The sequence below is a fragment of the uncultured Odoribacter sp. genome (assembly GCF_937966165.1).
GTDB lineage: Bacteria > Bacteroidota > Bacteroidia > Bacteroidales > Marinifilaceae > Culturomica.
On record NZ_CALCLB010000023.1, the window covers coordinates 22,491 to 46,283 of the forward strand.

Annotated in this window: 23 protein-coding genes; 2 read left to right on the top strand and 21 right to left on the bottom strand. The window is 37.3% G+C overall.

Annotated features, from left to right (window positions below; genetic code table 11):
• Positions 1-19 precede the first annotated feature (19 nt).
• Positions 20-1,174: a glycosyltransferase family 4 protein gene (locus Q0465_RS10155; protein WP_298615794.1), complete on the bottom strand. Its 1,155-nt coding sequence runs from the start codon at positions 1,172-1,174 to the stop codon at positions 20-22.
• Between the two features lie 99 nt (positions 1,175-1,273).
• Entirely contained in the window at positions 1,274-1,813 is a 540-nt protein-coding gene (locus Q0465_RS10160; protein ID WP_298615796.1) for a UpxY family transcription antiterminator, read from the bottom strand.
• 838 nt (positions 1,814-2,651) lie between these two features.
• On the opposite strand from Q0465_RS10160, the gene Q0465_RS10165 reads away from it, so the two are divergent.
• Positions 2,652-4,667, top strand: a complete 2,016-nt coding sequence (locus tag Q0465_RS10165; RefSeq protein ID WP_298615798.1) for a nucleoside-diphosphate sugar epimerase/dehydratase — start codon at positions 2,652-2,654, stop codon at positions 4,665-4,667.
• 52 nt (positions 4,668-4,719) lie between these two features.
• Positions 4,720-5,220 (top strand): UpxY family transcription antiterminator, encoded by a 501-nt coding sequence (locus Q0465_RS10170; protein WP_298615800.1) that lies wholly within the window; start codon positions 4,720-4,722, stop codon positions 5,218-5,220.
• 119 nt (positions 5,221-5,339) lie between these two features.
• Here Q0465_RS10170 and Q0465_RS10175 read toward each other — a convergent pair whose 3' ends face one another.
• From Q0465_RS10175 to rfbA, 19 genes are all read right to left on the bottom strand, one after another.
• Positions 5,340-5,732 (bottom strand): WbuC family cupin fold metalloprotein, encoded by a 393-nt coding sequence (locus Q0465_RS10175; protein WP_298615802.1) that lies wholly within the window; start codon positions 5,730-5,732, stop codon positions 5,340-5,342.
• 128 nt (positions 5,733-5,860) lie between these two features.
• Positions 5,861-7,057 (bottom strand): DegT/DnrJ/EryC1/StrS aminotransferase family protein, encoded by a 1,197-nt coding sequence (locus Q0465_RS10180; RefSeq protein WP_298615804.1) that lies wholly within the window; start codon positions 7,055-7,057, stop codon positions 5,861-5,863.
• Between the two features lie 11 nt (positions 7,058-7,068).
• Positions 7,069-8,259, bottom strand: a complete 1,191-nt coding sequence (locus Q0465_RS10185) for an ATP-grasp domain-containing protein (RefSeq protein WP_298615806.1) — start codon at positions 8,257-8,259, stop codon at positions 7,069-7,071.
• Positions 8,259-9,491, bottom strand: coding sequence for a glycosyltransferase family 4 protein (locus tag Q0465_RS10190; RefSeq protein ID WP_298615808.1), 1,233 nt, complete (start codon positions 9,489-9,491; stop codon positions 8,259-8,261). The genes Q0465_RS10185 and Q0465_RS10190 overlap by 1 nt, the downstream gene beginning before the upstream one ends.
• 6 nt (positions 9,492-9,497) lie before the next feature.
• Complete coding sequence (locus Q0465_RS10195; protein WP_298615810.1) at positions 9,498-10,085, bottom strand: sugar transferase; 588 nt, start codon at positions 10,083-10,085, stop codon at positions 9,498-9,500.
• 3 nt (positions 10,086-10,088) lie between these two features.
• Positions 10,089-11,096, bottom strand: a complete 1,008-nt coding sequence (locus Q0465_RS10200) for an NAD(P)-dependent oxidoreductase (RefSeq protein ID WP_298615813.1) — start codon at positions 11,094-11,096, stop codon at positions 10,089-10,091.
• Positions 11,097-11,109: 13 nt separating this feature from the next.
• Complete coding sequence (locus Q0465_RS10205) at positions 11,110-12,252, bottom strand: UDP-N-acetyl glucosamine 2-epimerase (RefSeq protein ID WP_298615816.1); 1,143 nt, start codon at positions 12,250-12,252, stop codon at positions 11,110-11,112.
• Between the two features lie 10 nt (positions 12,253-12,262).
• Positions 12,263-13,411: a capsular polysaccharide biosynthesis protein CapF gene (locus Q0465_RS10210; RefSeq protein ID WP_298615819.1), complete on the bottom strand. Its 1,149-nt coding sequence runs from the start codon at positions 13,409-13,411 to the stop codon at positions 12,263-12,265.
• Positions 13,412-13,496: 85 nt separating this feature from the next.
• Positions 13,497-14,552 carry a polysaccharide biosynthesis protein gene (locus Q0465_RS10215; RefSeq protein ID WP_298615821.1) on the bottom strand — a complete coding sequence of 352 codons (1,056 nt, stop codon included), beginning with the start codon at positions 14,550-14,552 and terminating at the stop codon, positions 13,497-13,499.
• A 5-nt stretch (positions 14,553-14,557) separates the two neighbouring features.
• Positions 14,558-15,685, bottom strand: coding sequence for a glycosyltransferase (locus tag Q0465_RS10220; protein WP_298615824.1), 1,128 nt, complete (start codon positions 15,683-15,685; stop codon positions 14,558-14,560).
• 11 nt (positions 15,686-15,696) lie between these two features.
• A complete protein-coding gene (locus Q0465_RS10225) occupies positions 15,697-16,962 on the bottom strand; it encodes a nucleotide sugar dehydrogenase (RefSeq protein ID WP_298615827.1) in 1,266 nt (421 codons plus the stop codon).
• 9 nt (positions 16,963-16,971) lie between these two features.
• The gene (locus Q0465_RS10230; protein WP_298615829.1) at positions 16,972-18,159 is read right to left on the bottom strand and encodes a glycosyltransferase; all 1,188 of its coding nucleotides are present in this window, start codon (positions 18,157-18,159) and stop codon (positions 16,972-16,974) included.
• A gap of 55 nt (positions 18,160-18,214) precedes the next feature.
• Positions 18,215-19,084, bottom strand: coding sequence for a hypothetical protein (locus Q0465_RS10235; protein ID WP_298615831.1), 870 nt, complete (start codon positions 19,082-19,084; stop codon positions 18,215-18,217).
• Between the two features lie 298 nt (positions 19,085-19,382).
• A complete protein-coding gene (locus Q0465_RS10240; RefSeq protein ID WP_298615833.1) occupies positions 19,383-20,480 on the bottom strand; it encodes a DegT/DnrJ/EryC1/StrS aminotransferase family protein in 1,098 nt (365 codons plus the stop codon).
• A complete protein-coding gene (locus Q0465_RS10245) occupies positions 20,477-20,995 on the bottom strand; it encodes an acyltransferase (RefSeq protein WP_298615835.1) in 519 nt (172 codons plus the stop codon). The genes Q0465_RS10240 and Q0465_RS10245 overlap by 4 nt, the downstream gene beginning before the upstream one ends.
• Entirely contained in the window at positions 20,988-21,410 is a 423-nt protein-coding gene (locus tag Q0465_RS10250; RefSeq protein ID WP_298615837.1) for an FdtA/QdtA family cupin domain-containing protein, read from the bottom strand. The genes Q0465_RS10245 and Q0465_RS10250 overlap by 8 nt, the downstream gene beginning before the upstream one ends.
• On the bottom strand, positions 21,397-21,813 hold the full coding sequence (locus tag Q0465_RS10255) for an FdtA/QdtA family cupin domain-containing protein (protein WP_298615839.1): 417 nt from the start codon (positions 21,811-21,813) through the stop codon (positions 21,397-21,399). The genes Q0465_RS10250 and Q0465_RS10255 overlap by 14 nt, the downstream gene beginning before the upstream one ends.
• Position 21,814: 1 nt before the next feature.
• Positions 21,815-22,888, bottom strand: a complete 1,074-nt coding sequence (gene rfbB, locus Q0465_RS10260; protein WP_298615841.1) for a dTDP-glucose 4,6-dehydratase — start codon at positions 22,886-22,888, stop codon at positions 21,815-21,817.
• Between the two features lie 6 nt (positions 22,889-22,894).
• Positions 22,895-23,782, bottom strand: a complete 888-nt coding sequence (rfbA, locus tag Q0465_RS10265) for a glucose-1-phosphate thymidylyltransferase RfbA (RefSeq protein ID WP_298615844.1) — start codon at positions 23,780-23,782, stop codon at positions 22,895-22,897.
• Between the last annotated feature and the right edge of the window lie 11 nt (positions 23,783-23,793).

Consider the following 23,793-nt stretch of genomic DNA (forward strand, 5'->3'; position numbering starts at 1 on the left):
TTATCATACAGTTCTTTTTTTACAACCGATCCAATTTTCTCTGGATTTTGAGAAAAAACTTATTTCGTTGAGGATAATGTAATTTTATATGCTGTTGAACACGATTATAGATTTGTGGCCTGTATTTTTCCAAATAAGCCACTATATGCCAAATTCCATATGTAACAACCAAACAGGCCATAAAAACAATCAGAAATTGAAGTTCCGGAGCAATATGCAGTACAAAAGCCGTAATATACCAAAGCATAATCACGAAAAGATTCAACATAATAATCTGTATGGTGGTCAGCACATGACTAAACCCTAATCGGATAAACATATGATGTAAATGAGTTTTATCCGCAGAAAAAGGAGATCGCCTTTTAGCTATCCTGGCAAGCATCACCCGTAAAGTATCGAAGACCGGAACAGCAAATACTGCCATTAAAAAACTAACGGAATAGGCTCCGATATTAGTAGGACCTTCGTATTGCAAAATATTTAAAATAAAAGCGCTGAATACAACTCCTAATACTAAAGATCCTCCATCCCCAATAAACATTTTATATTTGCGTCCAAAAACATTATGCATAAAAAAAGGGAACAAAGCTCCTACGATGACCCACGCTAAAATAGCGTATGGCATATCTCCATAACGCAAAAAAACGATTCCGCAAATAGTTGCAACGACAATACCATAACCGGAAGAAAGACCGTCCACCCCGTCAATCAAATTAATTGCATTAATAACTCCCACACAAGCAATTAACGTCAAGGGATAAGCAACAGATGCCGGTAAATAATGAATCCCAAATAAACCATGTAAATTATCCAAAATATAACCCTCTCCCATTAAGAAACAGACAGCAATAACCTGTAATAAAAACTTTATGTGAGGACTTAAATTCAATATATCATCAGCTACTCCGGTAAACAGCATCAATAACATAGCTATAAATACAATAAAAAGAGAAGAACAATCGTAATGAAAATAAAACAAACCGACTGTAATAAAAATACCGAAGAATACACCTACTCCCCCCAATATAGGTATTGGTTCTTTGTTCAGTTTTCGTGCATTCGGATTATCTACAATAGATTTAATCCGGGCAATTTTGACTAAACGAGGATGTACCAACGACACGAGTATTGTCGAAAGTACTACACTTAAAAAAATAATCATGAAAAATTCCATGGGGAAGGTGATTTATAATTACGGCCCTGGGAACTCTAAAATGAACTTCTAAAATTCCATTTTTCTGAATCGTAATCGTTCGCTATACTTAACTTCCAATTATTCTCTTTTTTTACATTCTTTCGGTATGGAAATCTTAATTAAATTGCTTTTCGGAATACGGACACTGACCGATAAAAATGTTCCAAGACGTAATGTGAATTCCTTCTTTCCTTCGCATTCCGTCAAAATTCCTTCCATTCCAGCTAAAGTCCCACTCTTAATCATCACCCTATCCCCTACAACATAACAATTGGGATTTATTTTTATCTTATTTCCCATCTCTGTTGTCAAACGTATGAAATCCTCCATCTGCCTTTCCGGAATAACCAGAATTCTATTGTCTTTTTGCCGTATATAATTGATTTTAGTTTTATGAGTCAGTAGAAAATCAAACGCCTCCTTCCAGCTTGTTTTTAAAAATATTAAATTCGGAATAAGAGGTTTTTCGCTTTCTTTTACGCTATTGCCTTGTTTGATAATTTTTTGAACGGTTGGAATAAAATACAATATATTGTTTTTAATAAGACGCTCTTTCAGCAAGATCTCTTGATTACATCGCGTCCGTGCACAAATCCAATTTTCCTTATTATCAAGCATTTATAATTTATAAAATCTAAATAAAGTACAAACCATTCCTATTTGTCCCCTATTTTATAAAAGACATTTATAAAGACCTTTCTACTCTTTACTTGCGATTGAATTGAATGACTTTTAAACAAAACTTCATTTTGTTATTCTTCCTCTACCAAAGAGGTACATAACAAAATTTCGTTAGGCAAAATTATAAATATATAATTTAGAATGCAAATAAATGTCAATTTAATTATTGGTTACAGGGAGCAAGCGTTGTTTTCCAATGTCTTGCAATTCTATCACTTTCAGAAGAATATAATTATTTCCATAGCTATTAAATATAATATTTAAATAAATATCTACTTTGATTTTAATTTATCATAATATAAAAAAGTAATTATACTGCAATTTATTTTATCACTCAGAGATTCGAAAATTTAAGAGTTGAATTTTTTTAGCATTTAATATTTTCTTTTTATAAATCCTTTTTTAACAACGATAAATACACTGTAAAAGTTACAAATACGAGAAGATATAACTGTTATGTTCTTGTAAAAACAGGTATACCTCTTTGGTAGAGGAAGGAAAATAGCAAGATAAGTTTAGAGGAAGTGTGCGATCTTCCTCTTTGGTAGAGGAAAAAATAACGAAATGAGTTTAATGAAAATTAGCGTTGTGGCGGACAATGCGTAGAAGGTTAAACAAATTTACCGACTGTTTTCAATCAAAAAAGAGAACAAAAAGTAAAATTTTTTCTATCAAGAATCTTATCGGAATGAGAGCTGAAAAAACAGAAAGATCGCATTCAGCACAATAAACTACGATCGGGATTTTTCAACTAACCTTAAAACGTTAATGAGTGATGAAATCAAAATTACTGAATAAAATTATCAACGCTAAATATTTGAGTTACTGGATTATTTTAGTTGTTGACCTTATTATTTCTGTTAGTTGTACTTTTCTAGCTTGTTTATTAGCCCGGCATTTTACGAAATTGGAAATATCCGAGGGGAATTTATCAATTTCTAATCTGATTCACGATAAAGTATGGCAATCTACAAATTCTGAAATGTCGATTGAAGTAATACTGAAAATCATGGTATTATCCTTGATTTGCAGTGCCATCTCATTCTATATATTCAAAGCTTACCGGAATATTATCCGGCATTCTACATTAAAAGAATTGTGGAGAATAGGCTGCGCTACTTTAGGTAAGATTCTTCTGATTTATATTACCCTCTCTTTTTATCATATAGTAAGTGACAAGCAATTACTTATCGGCTCTTTATTCGATCTAATGCTTACCGGTATTTCTTTAGTAGCCGTCCGGATTGCCATGATTCTGATGTACGATATTTTAACCAGTAAGTTCTCCAAACAAAATAGCAAAATTTTAATTTACGGAATTACGGATAAAAGTGTCTCTCTGGAAACCCGTTTACGAAATAGCAGCCATTACCATATAGCCGGATTCTATGTATTCGGACAAAACTACAAATCTTATCGGCTGGCCGATCTTCCGGTATATTATTTTAATAATGAAGACGATTTTATATACATCACCAACCGCTATAATGTGGAAGGAATACTTTTCCCCAACTATATTACAGCTCAGGAAGAAAAGGAGCGGTTGATCCGTTATTGTGAAAAGAATAAAATAAAAGTATTGATTGCGCCTCCTGTAGATGAAGTAAGCGGAGACAAATTAATGCGGGCGAATATACGGGAGATCCGGATAGAAGATTTGCTTGGACGGGAAGAGATTAAGATCAATATGAATGAAATTATCGCCAACTTTAAGGATAAAACGATTCTGGTAACCGGTGCTGCCGGTTCTATTGGAAGCGAACTTTGCCGGCAATTGGCGACATTCGGGGTGAAGCAGCTTGTTCTGTTCGACTCTGCGGAGACCCCTATGCATAACATCCGCCTGGAATTGGAAGAACGTTTTCCGGAAATGGAATTTGTACCTATTATCGGAGACGTCAGAATTTCCCAGCGTGTAAACATGGTGTTCGAACGCTATAAACCTCAGTTTATCTTCCATGCAGCTGCTTACAAACATGTGCCTTTAATGGAAGAGAATCCTTGTGAAGCTGTATTGGCAAATGTATACGGCACCCAAAACATAGCTGAGCTGGCAGTACGTTATCAGGTAGAAAAAATGGTTATGATCTCAACAGACAAGGCTGTCAATCCCACAAATGTCATGGGAGCCTCCAAGCGTCTGGCGGAAATTTATGTACAAAGTTTGGGAATGGCTATCGCTAAAGGGGAGGTGAAAGGAAAGACCAAATTTGTCACTACCCGTTTTGGAAACGTGCTGGGAAGTAACGGAAGTGTTATTCCCCGTTTCAGGAAACAAATCGAAAAAGGAGGTCCGGTAACCGTTACTCATCCGGAAATTACCCGTTTTTTTATGACAATACCGGAAGCTTGCCGCTTAGTGATGGAAGCAGCTACAATGTCCAATGGAAATGAAATTTTTGTATTTGAAATGGGAGAATCTGTAAAAATTGCAGACTTGGCGAAAAGAATGATCGAACTAGCCGGTTATGAACCCGACAAAGATATTAAAATCAAATATACGGGTTTGCGTCCAGGTGAAAAACTTTATGAAGAAGTATTAAGTAATGAAGAAAACACCATTCCGACAACCCATCAAAAAATTAAAGTAGCAAAAGTACGGGAATATAAATATGCAGACATTGTGCCCGAAATGGAGCATCTGGCTTCCGTAGCCCGTCAAATTCAAGTTATGGAAACGGTACGGCTCATGAAACAAATTATACCCGAATTCAAATCGAAAAATTCCTGTTTCGAAGAACTGGATAAGCAAAAGGAAAGTGCTTTATCCCATCAGGATTATAAAGTTTGATATAAAACGATAGGATAAAAGTGATGTAAGAACAAACAATATAAACTGAAACATGGAATTACGCTCCTCTTGGTATGCCGTTTATACAACCTCCCGTAGTGAAAAGAAAGTAAAAGCCCGCTTGGATGAAGCCAAAGTGGATAACTATTTACCATTGCGTACTGAATATAGAATGTGGAGTGACCGGAGGAAAAAAGTATCTTTTCCATTAATTCCCGGCTATATTTTCGTTCGTATTCCCATGCAGGAAACATTGAAAGTCTTAAATATACCCGGAGTCGTCACATTTCTCAAAGAAAAATCTGCCCCAGCCTCTATTCCTGACAAACAGATAGAACGTCTCCGCCTGATGGTAGAACATGCTTTTGACGAAGTGGAATTCACCACCTCCCCTGTTTCTGTCGGAGATACAATTTTAGTTAAACACGGTACCCTTCAAGGATTAGTCGGAGAACTAGTGGAAATGCGAGGCAAATACAAAATCGCCATCCGGATCGAATACTTCGGCTGTGCCCTCACCACAATCCCCCTCGGCTGGATAGAAAAAATATAGGTGACAGGGGGACGGTTCTTTTGTCACCTCTTTCAATCAAAAAATACACAAACCTAGCCCTCCCTACTAAAAATAACCTGCAAAAAACAAGGTATCTTTAATTCCGCTGATGATAGAATCTAATATAACAAATCTTCCGGTTCAATCGGCATGTAAGGCCCGTCTTTCACTTCAAAAATTACGGTCCCGCTTACCAGCACCTCCAACGTATGCCATTGATCTTTCGGTATATGTACTCCATAATTTCCTTCTAACGGATCCAACAGAAAATCCGCTGTCCTTCCTCCCAATTCATTATAAAACATCACCCGTATCCTACCTCTTATTACCATATATGTTTCTGCTGTTTGACGGTGACGGTGAATAGGCAGAATCGTACCCGGCTCCAAGGCATTCAGTAATCGCTGTGCTTTAGCCTCCAGCGAATCGTGCAGATTGAAATTCATCCGTAAGCGCGGGCTTTCTTTCGCTTGCCCGCTCACCTTATCTAATAAAATCTTATCTATCAACATATATACTTTACCTTGTTACAACAGTTTGCAAAGTACAAAATATTAGCTTTATATCAAATCCCAATGAAATGCCGTAAAATTTTAAACTATTTTTAAAGGACATAATTATAATACATTCACCAGAAATTCTAATTATTTATTATTTCTACAAAGTTCTCTAATAAAAATTCGATTTGTACATCTGTCAAACCTGTATGTAAAGGTAATGTTACCTCATTTTTATACTGATTATAAGCATTGGGATAATCCTTAATATCAAAACCGAGAGCCTTATATCCAGACATCATAGGTAATGGTTTATAGTGAACATTACAAGCAATATCCCGCTTAGCCATTTCAATAATAACATTATTTCTGAATTCTGTATCTTTATCAAGTAACCGTACCAAATATAAGTGGCAACTGGACAAATAATCTACACCCCAATGGGACAATACCTGTACATTACAGTTCTTTAAGACATCATTATATTTAGCAACCATTTCCTGACGGCGGACCAGCATTCCCGGATAACGTTTCATCTGAATCAAACCAATAGCTGCTGTTATGTCCGTCATATTACATTTGTATGCAAGAGAAACGATATCATACTCCCAAGCTCCTAATTGTGTTTTTGCCAAAGCATCTTTACTTTGGCCATGTAGTGATAAAAGCTGAAACTGTTTATAAATCCATTCATTATCCACGCCTTTGATATTCTTCCAAGTCAAAGCACCCCCTTCTGCTGTCGTAAAATTTTTTACAGCATGGAATGAAAAGGAAGTGAAGTCTGCAATTTCTCCACACATTTTTCCGTGCCATTGTGCTCCGAAAGCATGGGCGGCATCCGCCATGATAATTACTCTTCCAAAGGCTTTTTGTAATCCATTGGCTGGCCTGAACAGAGCTTTTTTACTTTTGACAGCGGCATATATTTTCTCATAATCGCAGACTATGCCCCCTAAATCTGCAGGGATAACAACCTTTGTCTTTTCTGTAATCGCATCTGCTAGTTTAAAATAATCCATTTCAAAAGAGTCCGGAGCAGTATCTACCAAAACAATTTTAGCTCCCACATGGGCAATGACACTTGCCGTTGCGGTGTAAGTATATGCACTCGTTATAACCTCATCACCAGGCCCTACCCCTAACAAGCGCAGGATTGATTCCATACAAGCCGTAGCAGAATTCAGACAAACTGCTTTTTCTGTATGGCAATACGCTGCTATTTGTCTTTCAAATTCCTTTGTACGAGGCCCCGTCGTTATCCATCCTGAACAAATCGCCTTAGTAACTTCTTCAGCTTCTTGTATCCCCATATCAGGGGGTGAGAATAAAATTTTCATTTTAGATTGAATTATTGCATAACATATCCGATTGAACTTATGATATTATCAGCATAAGCAACCGCATCTTCCACATTTTTTCCAATAGTAATAACATGTCCAGAGCGATCAAGACTGGAAGTTACTTCAGAAATAATATCACCAGTTTTCTTGTACACTTCCAGTTGATAAACGGAACTATCTATATGACATTTACTGAAATCGATTGATTTCAATACTCCCGGCCGTGGAGTAAAATACCTTATTGCCACACCTTGGGGAGCGTGTTTAGGTGTTAAATCGGGTTCTTCTCCTAAAGCTACCTGTATTGCTGCACCCACCATATCAATGCCTGTAGACAGGTGTACCAATTCTGTTGAAATAAAATCCCCTCCCAGTCTGGCTCCGATTTCCATAATATAAGGTTTCCCCTGTTGTAATTTAACTTCAGCATGAGCGACACAATTAGTAAGATGCAAAGCTTTACAGCCAGAAATTGCAGCCTTCACAACTAATTCAACCTCAACGGGAGAAAACTTACTTGGCTGACTATGACCCAATTCCACAAAATGAGGAGCGCCCGTCGTTAACTTATCGGTAACCGTCAACACATTAATCTCATTATTCCAAATAATAATCTCTACGCTAAATTCCGGTCCCTCAATGTATTGTTCTACTACAACAGCTTTATCTCTGCTATTCATAAAAGCTGTATCAAATGCTTTTTCCAAAAAGGCTCTATCTTGCTGACGATTTATACAAGAAACTCCTCTGCTTCCACTATTACGTGATGGTTTGACAATAGCTTTACCTTCGATCCGATATAACTTTTGTAAAAACTCATCAAAAGTTCCGGCACCAAAAGACAGGGGAGAAGGCGCATTTCCCAACCGGAAAGCTTCCCGCATCTTCTCCTTATTCGTGGCAAGAATAGCCGTTTTTACTCCTATACCAGATAAATGAAATACATCGTTGACAATTCCCATCGTATTCATAGCCACTTCAGAACAGGGATGAATCACACCATCAATATGTTCATTCCCCAATGCCTTTAATACAGCTTCCGGATCTACAATATTGACTACAAGTGATTTATCAGCCAACGGTAATCCTATGGCAGCAGGATTTCCGTCTGCAACAACGGTATAAATACCTTTCTCCTTTGCTTTCTTAATCACAGCAACCTGAAGAATCCCGGCACCTAATATTAACAACGATTTCATTAATTTCTGACTAAATCCTCTATTACTTTCAAATATCTGGAAACAGAAATTTCTCTGGATAAATTTTCAACAATATAATTCCGGGCATTTCTCCCCAGTTGACTACATAATTCCCGATTTTGATATAAAGTCTGTATAGATGAAACGAAAGCCCTTAAATCTTCTGCCTCCGAAAATAATCCGACCTGATTATCTTCAATAATTTTTTGTAAGTCAGAACGAGAATCAAAATTTGCAACCACTGGTGTGCCACTAGCCAGAATACTCCAAGTTTTACTGGGCATTGCACTTCCCCCAAACCCTTTTTTGCAGGAAACGACAGAAACATCGGCTAAACTATATACATAAGAAACCTTATCATAAGATTGCAACGGCAGAAATCGTAAATTTGTAATCTTTATGTTGTCTAAAGAATCGATATAAGGCTTAGACTGTTGCTCCGTTCCAAAAATCAAAAATTCTATATCCTCATACTCCAGGAATTGTTTTGCAGCTTCTATAATAATATTGATATTCTGAGCTTTTCCCAAATTCCCCGCATAAACGATATAAAACTTATTTCTGCTTAACTGAAATTCCTCAAATAAAAAATTGTCTTCTTTAGCTATCGGATGAACGACTTTCTCGTCAACCCAGTTATAAATAACTCTGATCTTGTCTTTCGCTACTTTTTTAGATAACAGATTTTTCTTAAAATCGTCAGAAATAACAATAATCTTGGACGCGCTTTTATATGTGATATTTTCTATCCTTCTTCCAATTTTCCATAGAAAAGAATTATATTTTGTCAATCCCGACGCTACTAAGGAGTCCGGAAATATATCCTGAAGATTATAGACAAAAGGTTTGCGTCTGAAAAAACGGATAAAAGCCCCTACTAATCCCTGTGTAGGCGGAGTACTTTGTAAAAACAGGACATCCTGTTTTTTGAAAAGACCGATACCTGCAAAAACCATATTAATATAAAAATACCTCAGTGCCCTTGCTAGAACAGACTTTCCTTCTTTCGGTGCATAAAACCGGTGAATCGTCAATCGTCCATTTATTAATTGTTCTCTTTTCTGCTTTTTATAATAATTTCTGATTGAAGTATCAATCCCCCGTGTCGGCAAGGGGACATATAGGTTTACAGTCCATCCCAACTCTGCCATCCCTTCATACAACTGTTTCGACAAATATAAACTGGCCGCAAATTCTGGTTCATAATAAGCACTAAAAATCAGTATTCTCATCACTTATTATTTTCTATTCACATTTTCAGAAAATAATACTGTCCGGATCGTCCAAAAGATGATCATGACATCCAATAAAAATGAGAGGTGTTCTACATAATAGATATCATTTCTCAATTTTTCTTTTGTAAGTACGGAATTCCTGTTTATTGCCTGATTATAACCTGTAATTCCGGGCCGTACAGTTAGAATAATACGTTCTTCTTCTGTATATTTATCTAAATACATAGCTGAATCGGGACGGGGACCAATAAAACTCATATCTCCTATCATGACATTTATCAATTGAGGAATCTCATCAATACTGGTTTTTCTCAAAAATTTTCCCACTTTCGTAACACGGGGATCGTCTGCAGAATTATAAGTGGAACCATCTTCCAAACGGATATCCGGAGCATTTACCTTCATCGACCGCAACTTATACATCTTAAAAATTTTCCCCTTTTTACCAATTCTTTGAGCACAATAAAATAAAGGACCGCCGTCTTCTATCTTTATCGCTAATCCGAATATAACCAATACCAATAACAGGAAGGGGGATAAAATAAAAGAGAATAAAATAGCCAGGAATCTCTTGAAAAAATGTTTATACATACATCAATAATTAAAAAGATCTCTGTAAAGGTTGTCGTCCATATCCTTTTTAAAATCTTCCATCATTTTGCGAAAATCAGAATAAGCCGGAACATAGTTAAAATCTTTTTTAGCTTTTTCCATACTGAACAAATAGGAAGGGGTATTATTTTTTATATCAGGATTATAAAGGATCTTTGATTTTCTTCCGTCCCGGGGAGCAAAAACGTCAGCAATTATTTCTGCCTGTTCCTGAAGAGTTACCCCTTTTCCAGAAGTCATATTATACAGGCCATAAGTATTTGGATTTGTAATCGCCAGATAAAAAGCATGTGCCACATCTTTCACATAGGCAACATCCCGGCTCAAATCTTTACTTCCAAAAACGGTAATATCTTCAGCTTTCTGGGCTTTCTCGATAAAAATTTGTAATCCGGATTTTAAATATTTACCATTGATAAATAAGGAGCCATGAGGACCAACCCCATAAACCGGAGGAAACCTGAAAACGGCATTCTTCATGCCATGTTGTTGATTATAATATTCCAGTACATCATTTGCTGCATTTTTTGAAATTACGTATACGGCATGATCCCCTTTATAGATAAATCCCCTCGGTTCATCTTCCGTAACAGCCCTTTCGCCGCTCCAGGAATTATAGACATCAGCATAAGAAGAAGTCGAAATGACACGTTTAATAGTATGCTTTCTGCAATATTCCAAAACGTTTATAGTCCCCAGTACATTAATCTTAAAATAATCGTCGGCATTTTCATCTACATCCAAATTTACCGGGGCATTAGCCGGTAGTAAGCCAGCCAGCAATATCACTCCTTCCACCCCTTCTGACGGAAGTTTTTCAAAGTCATTTTTATTTGTAATATCCAGATTTACATACTTTACTCCTAAAGTATCGTAATAATTTTTAAACTTGTTATTACGTCCCGTTACCAATACTGAAGAATTATTTTTTAAAAATTCGGTTACAGTATGAACACCGATAAAACTGGATGCACCAATAATGATTATCATATATTTCTCTGTATTAATATTTTCTCCAAATCATTTTATTAACAATACCCGTATAACTTTGAATAAGCTTAACCACTTTTACAGACACATTCTCGTCCTTATAATCAGGTGTGGGGAACCCCAATGCTCCATCTTTATTCATTTCTACAGCAACATCTACTGCTTGTAATACCTGCTCTGTCGTTATGCCGGCCAGGATAAAATCTCCCTTATCCAATGCTTCGGGCCGCTCCGTACTGGTACGGATACAGACTGCAGGTATCGGATTGCCTACCGACAGGAAATAGCTGCTTTCCTCCGGCAGGGTTCCCGAATCGGATACGACCGCAAAAGCATTCATCTGCAAATGATTGTAATCGTGGAAACCCAGCGGTTGATGTTGTATCACACGGGGGTCAAAACGGAATCCGCGCTGTTCTATATATTTCTTTGAGCGGGGATGACAGGAATACAATATCGGCATATCGTATTTTTCTGCCATGGCATTTACAGCATTCATCAGATTGAAAAAGTTCGCTTCAATATCGATATTTTCTTCCCGGTGAGCTGAAAGTAAAATATATTTCCCTTTCTCCAATCCCAATGTTTCGAGTATACGGCTGGCCCGGATCTGTTGCAGATTTGCAGAAAGTACTTCTGCCATGGGAGAGCCCACCACATAAGTCCGTTCCCGGGGCGTGCCTGCCGCATTCAGGTAGCGACGGGCATGCTCCGAATAACACATATTGACATCGGCCGTCACATCTACAATACGGCGGTTGGTTTCCTCCGGCAGACATTCGTCGAAACAACGGTTACCGGCTTCCATGTGGAAAATCGGAATATGTAAACGTTTGGCACCGATTACGCAAAGGCAGGAATTTGTATCACCCAGAACCAGGACGGCATCCGGTTTTACCTCTGCCATCAGGCTGTAAGACCGGGCTATAATATTGCCGATCGTTTCTCCCAAATCGGATCCCACTGCATTCAAATAATGATCAGGAGCGCGGAGTCCCAGATCGTCAAAGAACACCTGATTTAAGGTATAGTCGTAATTCTGTCCCGTATGTACCAATACCTGAGTAAAATACCGGTCGCATTTTTTTATAACTTCCGATAACCGTATAATCTCCGGACGGGTTCCGATTACCGTCATAAGTTTCAATTTTGCCATTTTCTTCTTTTTAAACTTCCTCAAAAAAAGTATCGGGATGTTGCGGATCAAAACATTCATTGCACCACATAAATGTTACCATATCTGTCTCCCCCAGATTCTCAATATTATGGGTATAACCCGTAGGGATATCGATAACCTCTATCTTATCCCCGCAAACAAAATATTCTATTACTTCTGTATTTTCTCCGTTCATATTGCGGAAACGGATAACCCCTCTTCCACTCACCACAACAAACTTCTCATTCTTGGTGTGATGCCAGTGATTTCCCTTCGTGATATGCGGCTTTGAGATATTTACCGAAAACTGTCCCCGGTCCGGTGTCCGGATGATTTCGGTAAAACTCCCCCTTGCATCCACGTTCATTTTCAGGGGATAACCGAACTTGTCACTAGGGAGATAAGAAAGATAAGTGGAATACAACTTTTTCGTAAAGGCATCCCCTACATCGGGAACGTTCAGATTATTCCTGCTTTCCTTGAAAGAATAAAGCAGTTCTACAATCTTACCCAAAGTAACGCTATAGACTACCGGTACTTCACAATAATCCCCTTTTCTGTTTTCCCCTCCCGTTAAGGCAGCGATCAGTTCATTTACCACATCGTCCACATACACCAGATTCATCATCACAGCCGGATCATTCACCCGGATTGCCAGGTCATGGGCAATATTGTTGCAGAAGGTAGCTACCGCGCTGTTATAATTCGGACGGCACCATTTCCCGAATACATTCGGGAAACGGTATATCAATACCTTCGCCCCGGTTTCTTTTGCATATTCCAGCATCAAATGCTCCCCTGCCCTTTTGGACTCCCCATAGGGATTGTCCAGTGTCGCCTGGGTAGAGGAGGAAATCATTACCGGGCAGGTATTGTTATATTTCCTGAGCGTATCCAGCAGGGTAGAGGCAAAGCCAAAATTACCTTTCATGAATTCCGACTGCTCTTTAGGCCTGTTTACCCCGGCCAGATTAAATACAAAATCTGCATTTTTACAATATACCTCTAATTCGGACGGATCACTGTCTATATCGTATTCGAATACTTTGAGGCCGTCGGGAACAGCATTATTCCTGGCTTTCCCCGATTGTATATTATGCAGCTGAGCCACCAGGTTTCTGCCAATGAAACCCCTGGCTCCCGTTACAAGAATATTCATAACATATCAGTTGATTAAACAGCCGTTGTACATGAGGCAGGATGCCGGTCAAAAAGAAAAGTATAAAACGGCTCTGTATCGGATTTTACTCGCTTTTGATTTCAGTTGTCTTTAATTTCTCCTCCAAACCCAAATCTTCCCGTATAAATCGCAGCTTGAGCAATAATTGCTTCATGTCGTTCACATCCAAACGGGTTGTATTATGGGAATGATAATCTTCTATTTTCGCCACGGCCTCATTGCCTTCGGTAAAGAACTTATCATAATTCAGATCCCGGGTATCACACGGAATACGGTAATAGTTTCCCATATCGATTGCTTTTGCCATTTCTTCACGAGTAACCAGGGTTTCGTACAATTTCTCACCGTGACGGGTACCGATTGTTTTCACTTCCACCTCAGTCTTATACAATTGCTTCAAAGCTTCAGCCAGAACATCCAGGGTAGCTGCGGGAGCTTTCTGAACGAACAAATCCCCGTTATGACCGTGTTCAAATGCATACATGACCAGATCCACGGCATCATCCAACGTCATCATAAAACGGGTCATATTGGGATCCGTAACCGTAAGGGGTTTACCTGCTTTAATCTGATCTACCCATAGGGGAATAACCGAACCACGGGAGGCCATTACATTCCCGTAGCGGGTACAGCAGATGGTTGTCTGTGCATTCTCTCCGAGGGCCCGTCCTTTAGCAATAGACACTTTTTCCATCATGGCTTTTGAGATTCCCATGGCATTAATCGGATAAGCAGCTTTATCGGTCGAAAGGACAACCACATTTTTTACGCGGTGGGCAATAGCTGATTCCAGAACATTATCCGTGCCGATGACATTGGTCTGGACGGCTTGCAGGGGAAAAAACTCGCAGGAAGGCACCTGCTTCAATGCTGCTGCCGAAAAAATGTAATCCACTCCACGCACAGCGCTGTCGACAGACTGCCGGTCGCGCACATTACCGATATAGAATCTGACTTTCGGATTCTGCAGATGATGACGCATATCGTCCTGTTTTTTCTCATCCCGGCTGAAAATGCGGATTTCTTTAATATCCGTATCCAGAAAACGACGCAATACAGCATTCCCAAAGGAACCAGTGCCTCCGGTAATTAAAAGAATTTTATCTTTAAAAATGGACATACTTATTATTTTATTAAATTAATCCAATCATCAATATTGTTATAAATATCATAATCATTTATACAACGATCATAACACCTTTGCCGCATACAATTATATGCAATCTCCTCCATATCCAACAATTCATCTGTAGCTTTAGCTATTGAAGCAGGCTCATTATCAATCCACCATCCGCAACCATCAGATGCCAAACTAGCCCAAGGCGTTCCTTTAGATGTTATTACAGGCGTACCCTGAGCCAAGGCCTCTATAACAACATTTCCAAAATTTTCCGATTTAGACACCAGATACAAACATTTTGCTTTCGCATACAATTCATTCTTAGCTTCCCCCGTTACTAATCCTAAAAATTTAACTTTATGTTGCATTTGATTATCAGCAATAACTGTTTGCAGATATTTATAATAATCTCCTGCAATCTCTCCTGCAAGTAAAAGTTGCAAAGAACTTTCCATAAATTTTTTTGACTTTGACAATCCTCTAATCAGGTTATCCAACGCTTTTATGGGAGCAATCCTTCCTACATATAACAAATAACCTGAATAGGGATTAGAAGAAAGATGAATGTGTCTGGGTAAAACCATATAATTAGGAATGATGACCACTTTCCGGTTTTTTCCAAACATTTTTATTATAGAATCTCTTTCTTCTACAGAAGTTGCATGATAAATAACCTTTTTATTATAAATCAGATTAATAAATTTGAAATAACAGGTTTTTAAAATCTTACTGCCAAAACCCTTATTTGCAATAGCTGTTGAAAACATTTCTCCCCGGGGAGAAATTATTACTTTCTTATTTTTAAAAAGAGCGTAAGTATTTAATACAAAACCTGGTAAATAACATAATCCATTGGAAATAACGACGTCGCAATTCCTCACTTCTTTCAGATTCGTACGTAACAAACGAATTGAAAACTTATAGTGCTTTACAGATTGATATATGATATGAATACCTTCGAAACAATGCCACCTGTCAAGGATAACTTTATTGTCTTCTATATACCTGCCTGTTGTTACCACAGAAACGTCGATACCTTCTTTCACAAAGCCTTTGGCAAGCCAATACAAAGCGTTAGAAGGACCTCCTTCCTGGGCCGGATAAAATGAAACAGAGGGAATTAAAATTCTCATCAGCCAACAACTTACAATCTACCGTCAATAATATCCCTATCCAGACAACCTTTCACGTCATAAATTACATGCCTGTCTTCCACTAAAGACAAAATATTCAAATTCTCAAATTCTTTATGAGCGACAGCTAAAACAACAACATCCGACTTTTCGGAGGGAAGGGCATTCACAATATCTATCCCGTATTCGCCCTTGACTGCATCAGGACTAGCCCAAGGATCATAAATAACGATATTATTCGTAAACTCAGACAGAGTGGTATAGATATCGACGACTTTAGTATTCCGAATATCCGGACAGTTTTCCTTAAAGGTAACTCCCAATATCAAAATCTTTGCATCTTTCACCAAAATACCTTTTTTATTCATACATTTAACCACCTGATTGGCTACATAAGCACCCATGCCATCATTTAATCTGCGCGCATTATACATAATTCTCGGAAGCACGCCATAGACCTGGGCCTTTTGAATCAGATAATACGGATCTACACTAATGCAATGTCCTCCTACTAACCCGGGTTTCATCTTAATAAAATTCCACTTGGATGCAGCGGCCTCAATGACATCACTTGTATCAATGCCCATCGCATGAAAAATTTTAGAAAGCTCATTCATAAATGCAATATTTACATCTCTTTGTGAATTTTCTATAATTTTTGATGCTTCCGCAACTTTTATAGAGGGGGCTTTATGCGTTCCATTGACTAACACAGCATTATACAAACCATCTACAATATCTGCAATTTCAGGAGTTGAGCCAGAAGTGACTTTCTTTATTTTTTCTACAGTATGTTCTTTATCCCCGGGATTAATCCGTTCCGGAGAATATCCCGCATAAAAATCAACATTGAATTTCAGGCCCGATACTTTTTCTACTACGGGCAGACATTCTTCTTCTGTAACTCCCGGATAAACGGTCGATTCATAAATAACAATATCTCCTTTGGAAATAACTTTACCTACAGTCGTACTCGCTCCGATCAATGGTGTCAGATCCGGCCGGTTATTATTATCCACAGGCGTGGGTACGGCGACTATATAGATATTACAATCCCGTATATCTTCAATATTACTCGTACATTTAAATCCGTTATTAATTGCATTTCGTAAAAGCTCATCACTGACTTCAAGTGTTACATCATATCCTTTATTTAAAGAGTCAACACGTTTTTGATTCATATCAAAGCCTACGGTGGGATATTGAGTAGAAAATAATCTTGCCAAAGGAAGTCCTACATAACCGAGTCCTATTACCGCTATTTTTTTATTTAACATAATTACGATTTATAGATTCTGAACAATATGATTAATAATCCTATCTATCTGGACATTACAATTTTTATTTTCCAACACATACTTTTTCGTATCTCTTCCTCTCCTCTGGAATTCCTCCGGTTTTTTTCGATAACACTCTATTATCGATTTCCGGACACCTTCTACCGTTTCATCCTCAATAAAATACATCAAGTCATTATACTCTTCAGATATTCCGGGTAATCTGGTTGTTAACACCGGAGTACCGGATAACATATATTCCATCAACTTGGAGGGAAAACTATATTTAGTAAATTCCTGACTACTGAAACGGGGATTTATTAATAAATCAACTTTTTGTTCATACCGGATAATATCATTGTTAGATACTCTCCCGTAATATTTTATCTTTTTACAAATCTTTGCTTTCTCCTCGACTAAACTTTGCAAATCACCTGTACCAAAAATCCATAATTCCATATTTTCCTCCATTTGTTCAAAAGCATCTAATAATAATCTTATTCCCATAGTCTCATGCAGACTACCGGCATACATTACAATAAAAGCATGTTCTTCCGGACATTCTATGGAAGAGGAATCATTCAGGTCCACCAAGCCCTCCATGATCGTAAAAGGTCTATGCGGAAACAGAGTCACCATTTGTTTAGTGATAAACACGTAATAATCTATTGCATAGATAAAAATATTGCAAATTTTAATATATAAAGGCGTAAAAAAACGTCTTATAATATTGCGATCTCTTGTATACCCATATTGATATTGGGGAAGATCGGGAACAAAAGATACAATTTTAACACCCCATAGCTTTAAAAAAAAAGTACCTAAGAGAAAAGGCAATTGTATCGAACTTAAAATAATTATATTCTTCTCTTTTCTCTTACTTTTCAGGACCCAGCCCAATGTTTTAACAAAAACGCTAAAAGACATTGTGAACTGTTTTAGAAAGGGTAGATTAATAAAAGAAATATATTTTCCGCTCAACTGACGGTGATTGAAAAATAAAAATGTATTTACATGAGGCCAGGTGGTAAAAGTCGGAGAAAATACATTAGTTAAAACAATACTTTTATTATTCTCCAACCCCTTCCGAATTAAGTCCGCATATTTTATAGCAGCAATGGAATAATTAGAATTCTTTAATTTGATTTTAGCGATTAAATCTTCATCCATGGAAGTGGATATATAAAGAATATTCATTCTATTTAAAATTGCTTATAAATTTTTAAATTAAATATTATCTATAGCAGAAAAGTCATGAAACAACTAAAGTGGCCCTATTCATTTTATTCCTTTTCAATAAAACTAATCTTTTATCCAGCATTCCAAATACGATCAGGTAAAAAGAAAAAAACCAGCTTGAAGCCTGCAATATAGGTTCAGTATTAAAAATCAGCAAAAAAGCAATCATGACTCCAAAAAACAAATCCGCTTCAAAAGCATCTCCTATTTTCGAAATCTTATATAATGACTTACAGCTTTGAAACACAATTATTATCAACAACATAAAGGGGAATATACCTGTAAAAGCAAATGTATCCAAAAACATATTATGCATGTAGAGCAAAGGATTTATAGTATTTAATCCCCCGAAAAGATATTTGCCGAAATTATTGAAAAATAAGGGCCAGCTACCAACTCTGGCATTTTCAACTATACCCCCGTCATATTTTTCGGTAAACCGGACAAAAATAAATTGATTTTCAAAAAAGGTCCTGATATGAAAGATGTCAAACGTATAGAGTATAACTAAAATAACAGTAATAAAAATTAAATAGTTAAAATGCTTTACACTTGAAGTTTTAATACCATAAAATATAGCGGTTAATACAACAATAACCGGAGGATAAAGCAACTCAGACCTGGAAGCGGACATTATAGCTGACAGGCAAAGAGAGATACAAAATAAAACCATCAGGATTTTAAACGAGAAAGAAGACTTATATATGAACAACATCGGATACAATAAACCACTAAATATCAAAAACATACAAGAATGCGCAGTTGCAGAAACCTCCCCATCCCACCAAACGGCCGATAATACCCTTGCCCCTACATTTAATCCGTAATGTATATAATTATCAATACTAATCAAGGTACTATAAAAACCATTTCCCAGCCCCATAATTAATAGGACAATCAGCATTGATTTTTTATCCTTAACTAAGGAAAATCCAATTATATAGGAAACAATCCATGTGATATAATCTGTAATTACAGCATTTTCAACAATAAACAGAAAATATAAAACGGCAAAAAGTACTATTGTTAAAAAATGTACTGTCCTACAAGCGGAAAGATCTATTTTATTTTTAAAAATTAAATATAAAAATAATAAATATATAATGGGATTGAAATAGGACAAGAATTGGATAGAGCATAAAAAAAGCAATAAATACTCTATACGAAAATAAGATTTAATTTTAGAACTCATTTAGTAATTCTATTATTGTATTTGTTTCAGTGGTAGTTAAAACCTGACTAATAGGCAAGCTTAACTCTTCCCGGTGAATCTGTTCGGTAACAGGAAATGACAAATTATTCCATTCTCTATAACATTTCTGTTTATGAGGAGGAATAGGATAGTGTATGATTGTCTGAATTCCATTACCGGTCAAATATTGCTGTAATTTATCGCGTTCTTTACAACGAACCGGAAACAAATGAAAAGCATGTGCTTTCCAATCCCTGATAAAGGGCAAAATAATTTTAGGATTTGTTATCTCGGTTATATAACGCTTAGCAATTTGCTGCCGGATGGCCACATCCTCATCCAGATGCCGTAACTTGACATTCAGAATTGCTGCCTGTAATTCATCTAATCTACTGTTTCGGCCACAATATTCGAAAACATATTTTTTTGTAGATCCGTAATTTGCAACAGCTCTTACGATTTTAGCCAATTCTTCATCATCCGTTGTAACAGCACCTGCATCCCCAAATGCTCCTAAGTTTTTTCCGGGATAAAATGAATGTCCGGCAGCGTCCCCAAGCGATCCTGTCTTTTTCCCCTGATAGAAACAACCATGCGCTTGTGCATTATCTTCTATCAATTTTAAATTATATTTTTTGCATAATTCTTTTATTTTCTCCGTATAAGCACATTGACCATATAGATGAACAATCAGGATTGCCTTTGTATGTGTAGTAATCGCTTCTTCGATTTTAGAATCATCTATCTGATAAGTATCGATATCAGGTTCTACTAATACCGGCTTTAAACCATTTTCTGAAATGGCCAGAACAGAAGCAATATAGGTATTAGCCGGAACAATTACTTCGTCTCCGGGATTCATGACTCCCATTTCAATATATGCTCTGAAAATCCATATCAAAGCATCTAATCCATTAGCACAACCTACCGTATATTTCGTACCAATATATTTAGCATAATTGGCTTCAAATTTATCGTTCTCTCCTCCCTGGAGATACCAGCCCGAATTCGTGACACGCAAAACGGCCTCCTGAATTTCATCTGCATACTTGGCTGTTATTTTCTGCAGATCCAAAAACTTAATCATAATTCGTATAGCTTTCCTTCTTTATCTTTTTTATCCATACCGAGCAAAATACCTTTATTCGTAATATATCCTTTCTGTCTGGCCGGGTTACCATACCAGACAGTATTGGCGGGGATATCTTTCGTAACAACACTTCCTGCCCCGATAAAGGCATAAGCTCCTACCGTATGCCCCGCAATTATAGTTGCATTGGCTCCGATTGAAGCTCCCTCTTCTATAACGGTGTTTCTTCTGATGTAATCCTTTTTAGAGCGAGGGATTAAATCATTGGTAAAAGTGACATTCGGACCGATAAAAACGTTGTTTCCTATTTGTATACCGTCCCAAACCTGCACACCACATTTAATAGTCACATTATCTCCAATAACCACTTCATTTTCTATCAGTACATGGGAACATATGTTACAATTCTTACCTATAACTGCATCGGGCAATACGACACAAAACTGCCATATTTTCGTCCCTTCACCGATATGCTCACTTTTCACATCAGCTAACGGATTGATATTACTCATTGTGTCGAAACGCTAAAAATTCCGTATAATCTCTGATATAATCATTCTTATCGTATCCTGCTGACGCTAATACCATACAAACGGATCCTGCAGAAAAATCATTTAAATCCCTCCAAATTCCGGGCACGATATATAAGCCTTGATAAGGTCTGTTGAGTGTAAATGTCCTTTTTACATTTCCATCATCAAGGATCACATTAAATGAACCACTGGCTGCAATAATTAATTGACTTAATTTTTTATGGGCATGCGCCCCTCTCGATTCTCCCCCCGGGACATCGTATAAATAATAAGTACGTTTCACTTCAAAAGGAATGGTATCATTATTCTCTACAACTGAAATATTTCCCTTCCGTTCACTATGATGTTTATCAAATTCGATAATCGTACAATCGTAAACACTATTCTTTTTCATCGGCCACATATTTTTTAAATTCATCATAATCGCGGATATAATCCTTCGCATCATATTTCGTCGATGCTAGTATCAAAGCCAAAGAATTGGTAGAAAAATTAGTCATTTCTCTCCACAAACCTTTAGGAATATATAAACCGTAATAAGAACGATTTAAAGAAAATATTTCACGTCTGTTGCCATCATCCAGTATGACATCAAAACTGCCGGAAAGGGCAATCATAAATTCACAATTCTCTTTGTAAGCATGACCGCCCCGGCTCTCGCCTCCCGGGACATCATAAAGCCAATAGGCCCGTTTTATTTTAAAAGGAATATGTATAAATTCTTCTACAAAAGACAAATTCCCTCGTTTATCCAGAAATTTTGGAAGATCTATTATTTTTACCTCATCAAGTGTCATATTACCTATTTTTATACATACCCTCATAATATTTTTCATACGCTCCGGAAGTAATATGGTCCATCCATTCCTGATGCGTCAAATACCACTTTACGGTTTTTTCAATTCCTTCCTCGAATTGTAAAGAAGGTTCCCAACCTAACTCATTACTTAATTTAGCGGAATCTATGGCATAACGCAAATCATGACCTGCACGGTCAGTAACATACGTGATTAAATATTCCGAATAGCCTTCCGGATTTCCTAAAAGACGGTCTGTCGTTTTAATAATTGTTTTTATAAGATCTATATTTTTCCATTCATTAAAACCGCCAATATTATAAGTATCAGCAATTTTACCTTTGTGAAAAATGATATCAATTGCACGGGCATGGTCCTCCACATATAACCAATCCCGTACATTTTGCCCTTGCCCGTAAACCGGCAGGGGTCTTTTATGACAAATATTATTGATAAACAGAGGAATTAATTTTTCCGGGAATTGATAGGGACCATAATTATTAGAACAATTTGTCACTATGGTAGGTAATCCGTACGTATCATGATAAGCCCTGACAAAATGGTCTGAGGATGCTTTGCTGGCAGAATAAGGGCTATGTGGATTATACTTTGTCATTTCTGTAAATAGAGAGCCGTCAAAAGTCAATGCCCCATAAACTTCATCTGTAGAAATATGATAAAACCGTTTCCCTTCATATTTCTCCGGAGTAGCTTCCCAGGTAAGTTTGGCAGCTTGCAGTAACGAAAGGGTCCCAAGAACATTGGTTTGCGCAAATACAAAAGGATCTTTTATGCTCCTATCTACATGACTTTCAGCGGCTAGATGAATGACTCCATCTACATGGTATTTCCCGAATAAGTCTAAGATCTTCCCGAAATTACAAATATCCTCTTTGATAAAGGTATAATTTACCTGTTCTTCTATATCACTCAAATTTGCCAAGTTTCCGGCATAAGTCAGTTTGTCAACATTAATAATGTGATATTCGGGATATTTATTTACAAACAACCGGACAACATGTGAACCAATGAACCCAGCTCCACCGGTAATCAGTATACTTCGCTTAAAATCCATGTATTTTCAGTTTTCTTTTACTTCATCAACTACTTTCAAAAGATATCGGCCATACTGATTTTTAATCATCGGCTGAGCCAATTCCCTCATTTGTTTCTCAGAAATCCATCCTTTTCGGAAAGCGATTGCTTCCAGACAGGCCACCTTTAACCCCTGACGTTTTTCTATCACTTCTACAAACGTAGAGGCTTCACTAAGCGAATCATGTGTACCCGTATCTAACCAAGCAAAGCCTCTACCCAAGATTTCAACCTTCAAGTTTTTATTTTCTAAAAATTGTTGGTTAACTGTCGTTATTTCCAGTTCTCCCCGCAAAGACGGTTTGATATGCTTGGCTACTTCAACTACCTTATTGGGGTAAAAATATAAGCCGACAACCGCATAGTTTGACTTTGGATACTGAGGTTTTTCCTCTATAGAAAGACAATTCCCTTCTTTATCAAATTCAGCAACTCCATATCTTTCCGGATCTCCTACATGATAACCAAAAATAGTGGCTTTCTGATGACATTCTGCATCAGCTACCGCCTTCTGGAGCTTCGGACTAAAACCCTGACCATAAAATATATTATCACCCAATACCAAACAAACTGCATCATTACCAATAAATTCCTCTCCTATAATAAAAGCTTGTGCTAACCCCTCCGGACGAGCCTGTTCAGCATATTCAAAAGAAACTCCGTAAGCACTGCCGTCTCCGAGCAACCTTTTAAACCCAGGCAAATCCTGTGGAGTGGAAATGATTAATATTTCTCGAATTTCAGCCAACATCAAGACCGAAATAGGGTAATAAATCATGGGTTTATCGTAAATAGGCAGTAGCTGTTTACTAACACCTTTGGTTATCGGATATAAACGTGTCCCGGAACCTCCTGCTAAAACAATTCCTTTCATATCAAATGTTT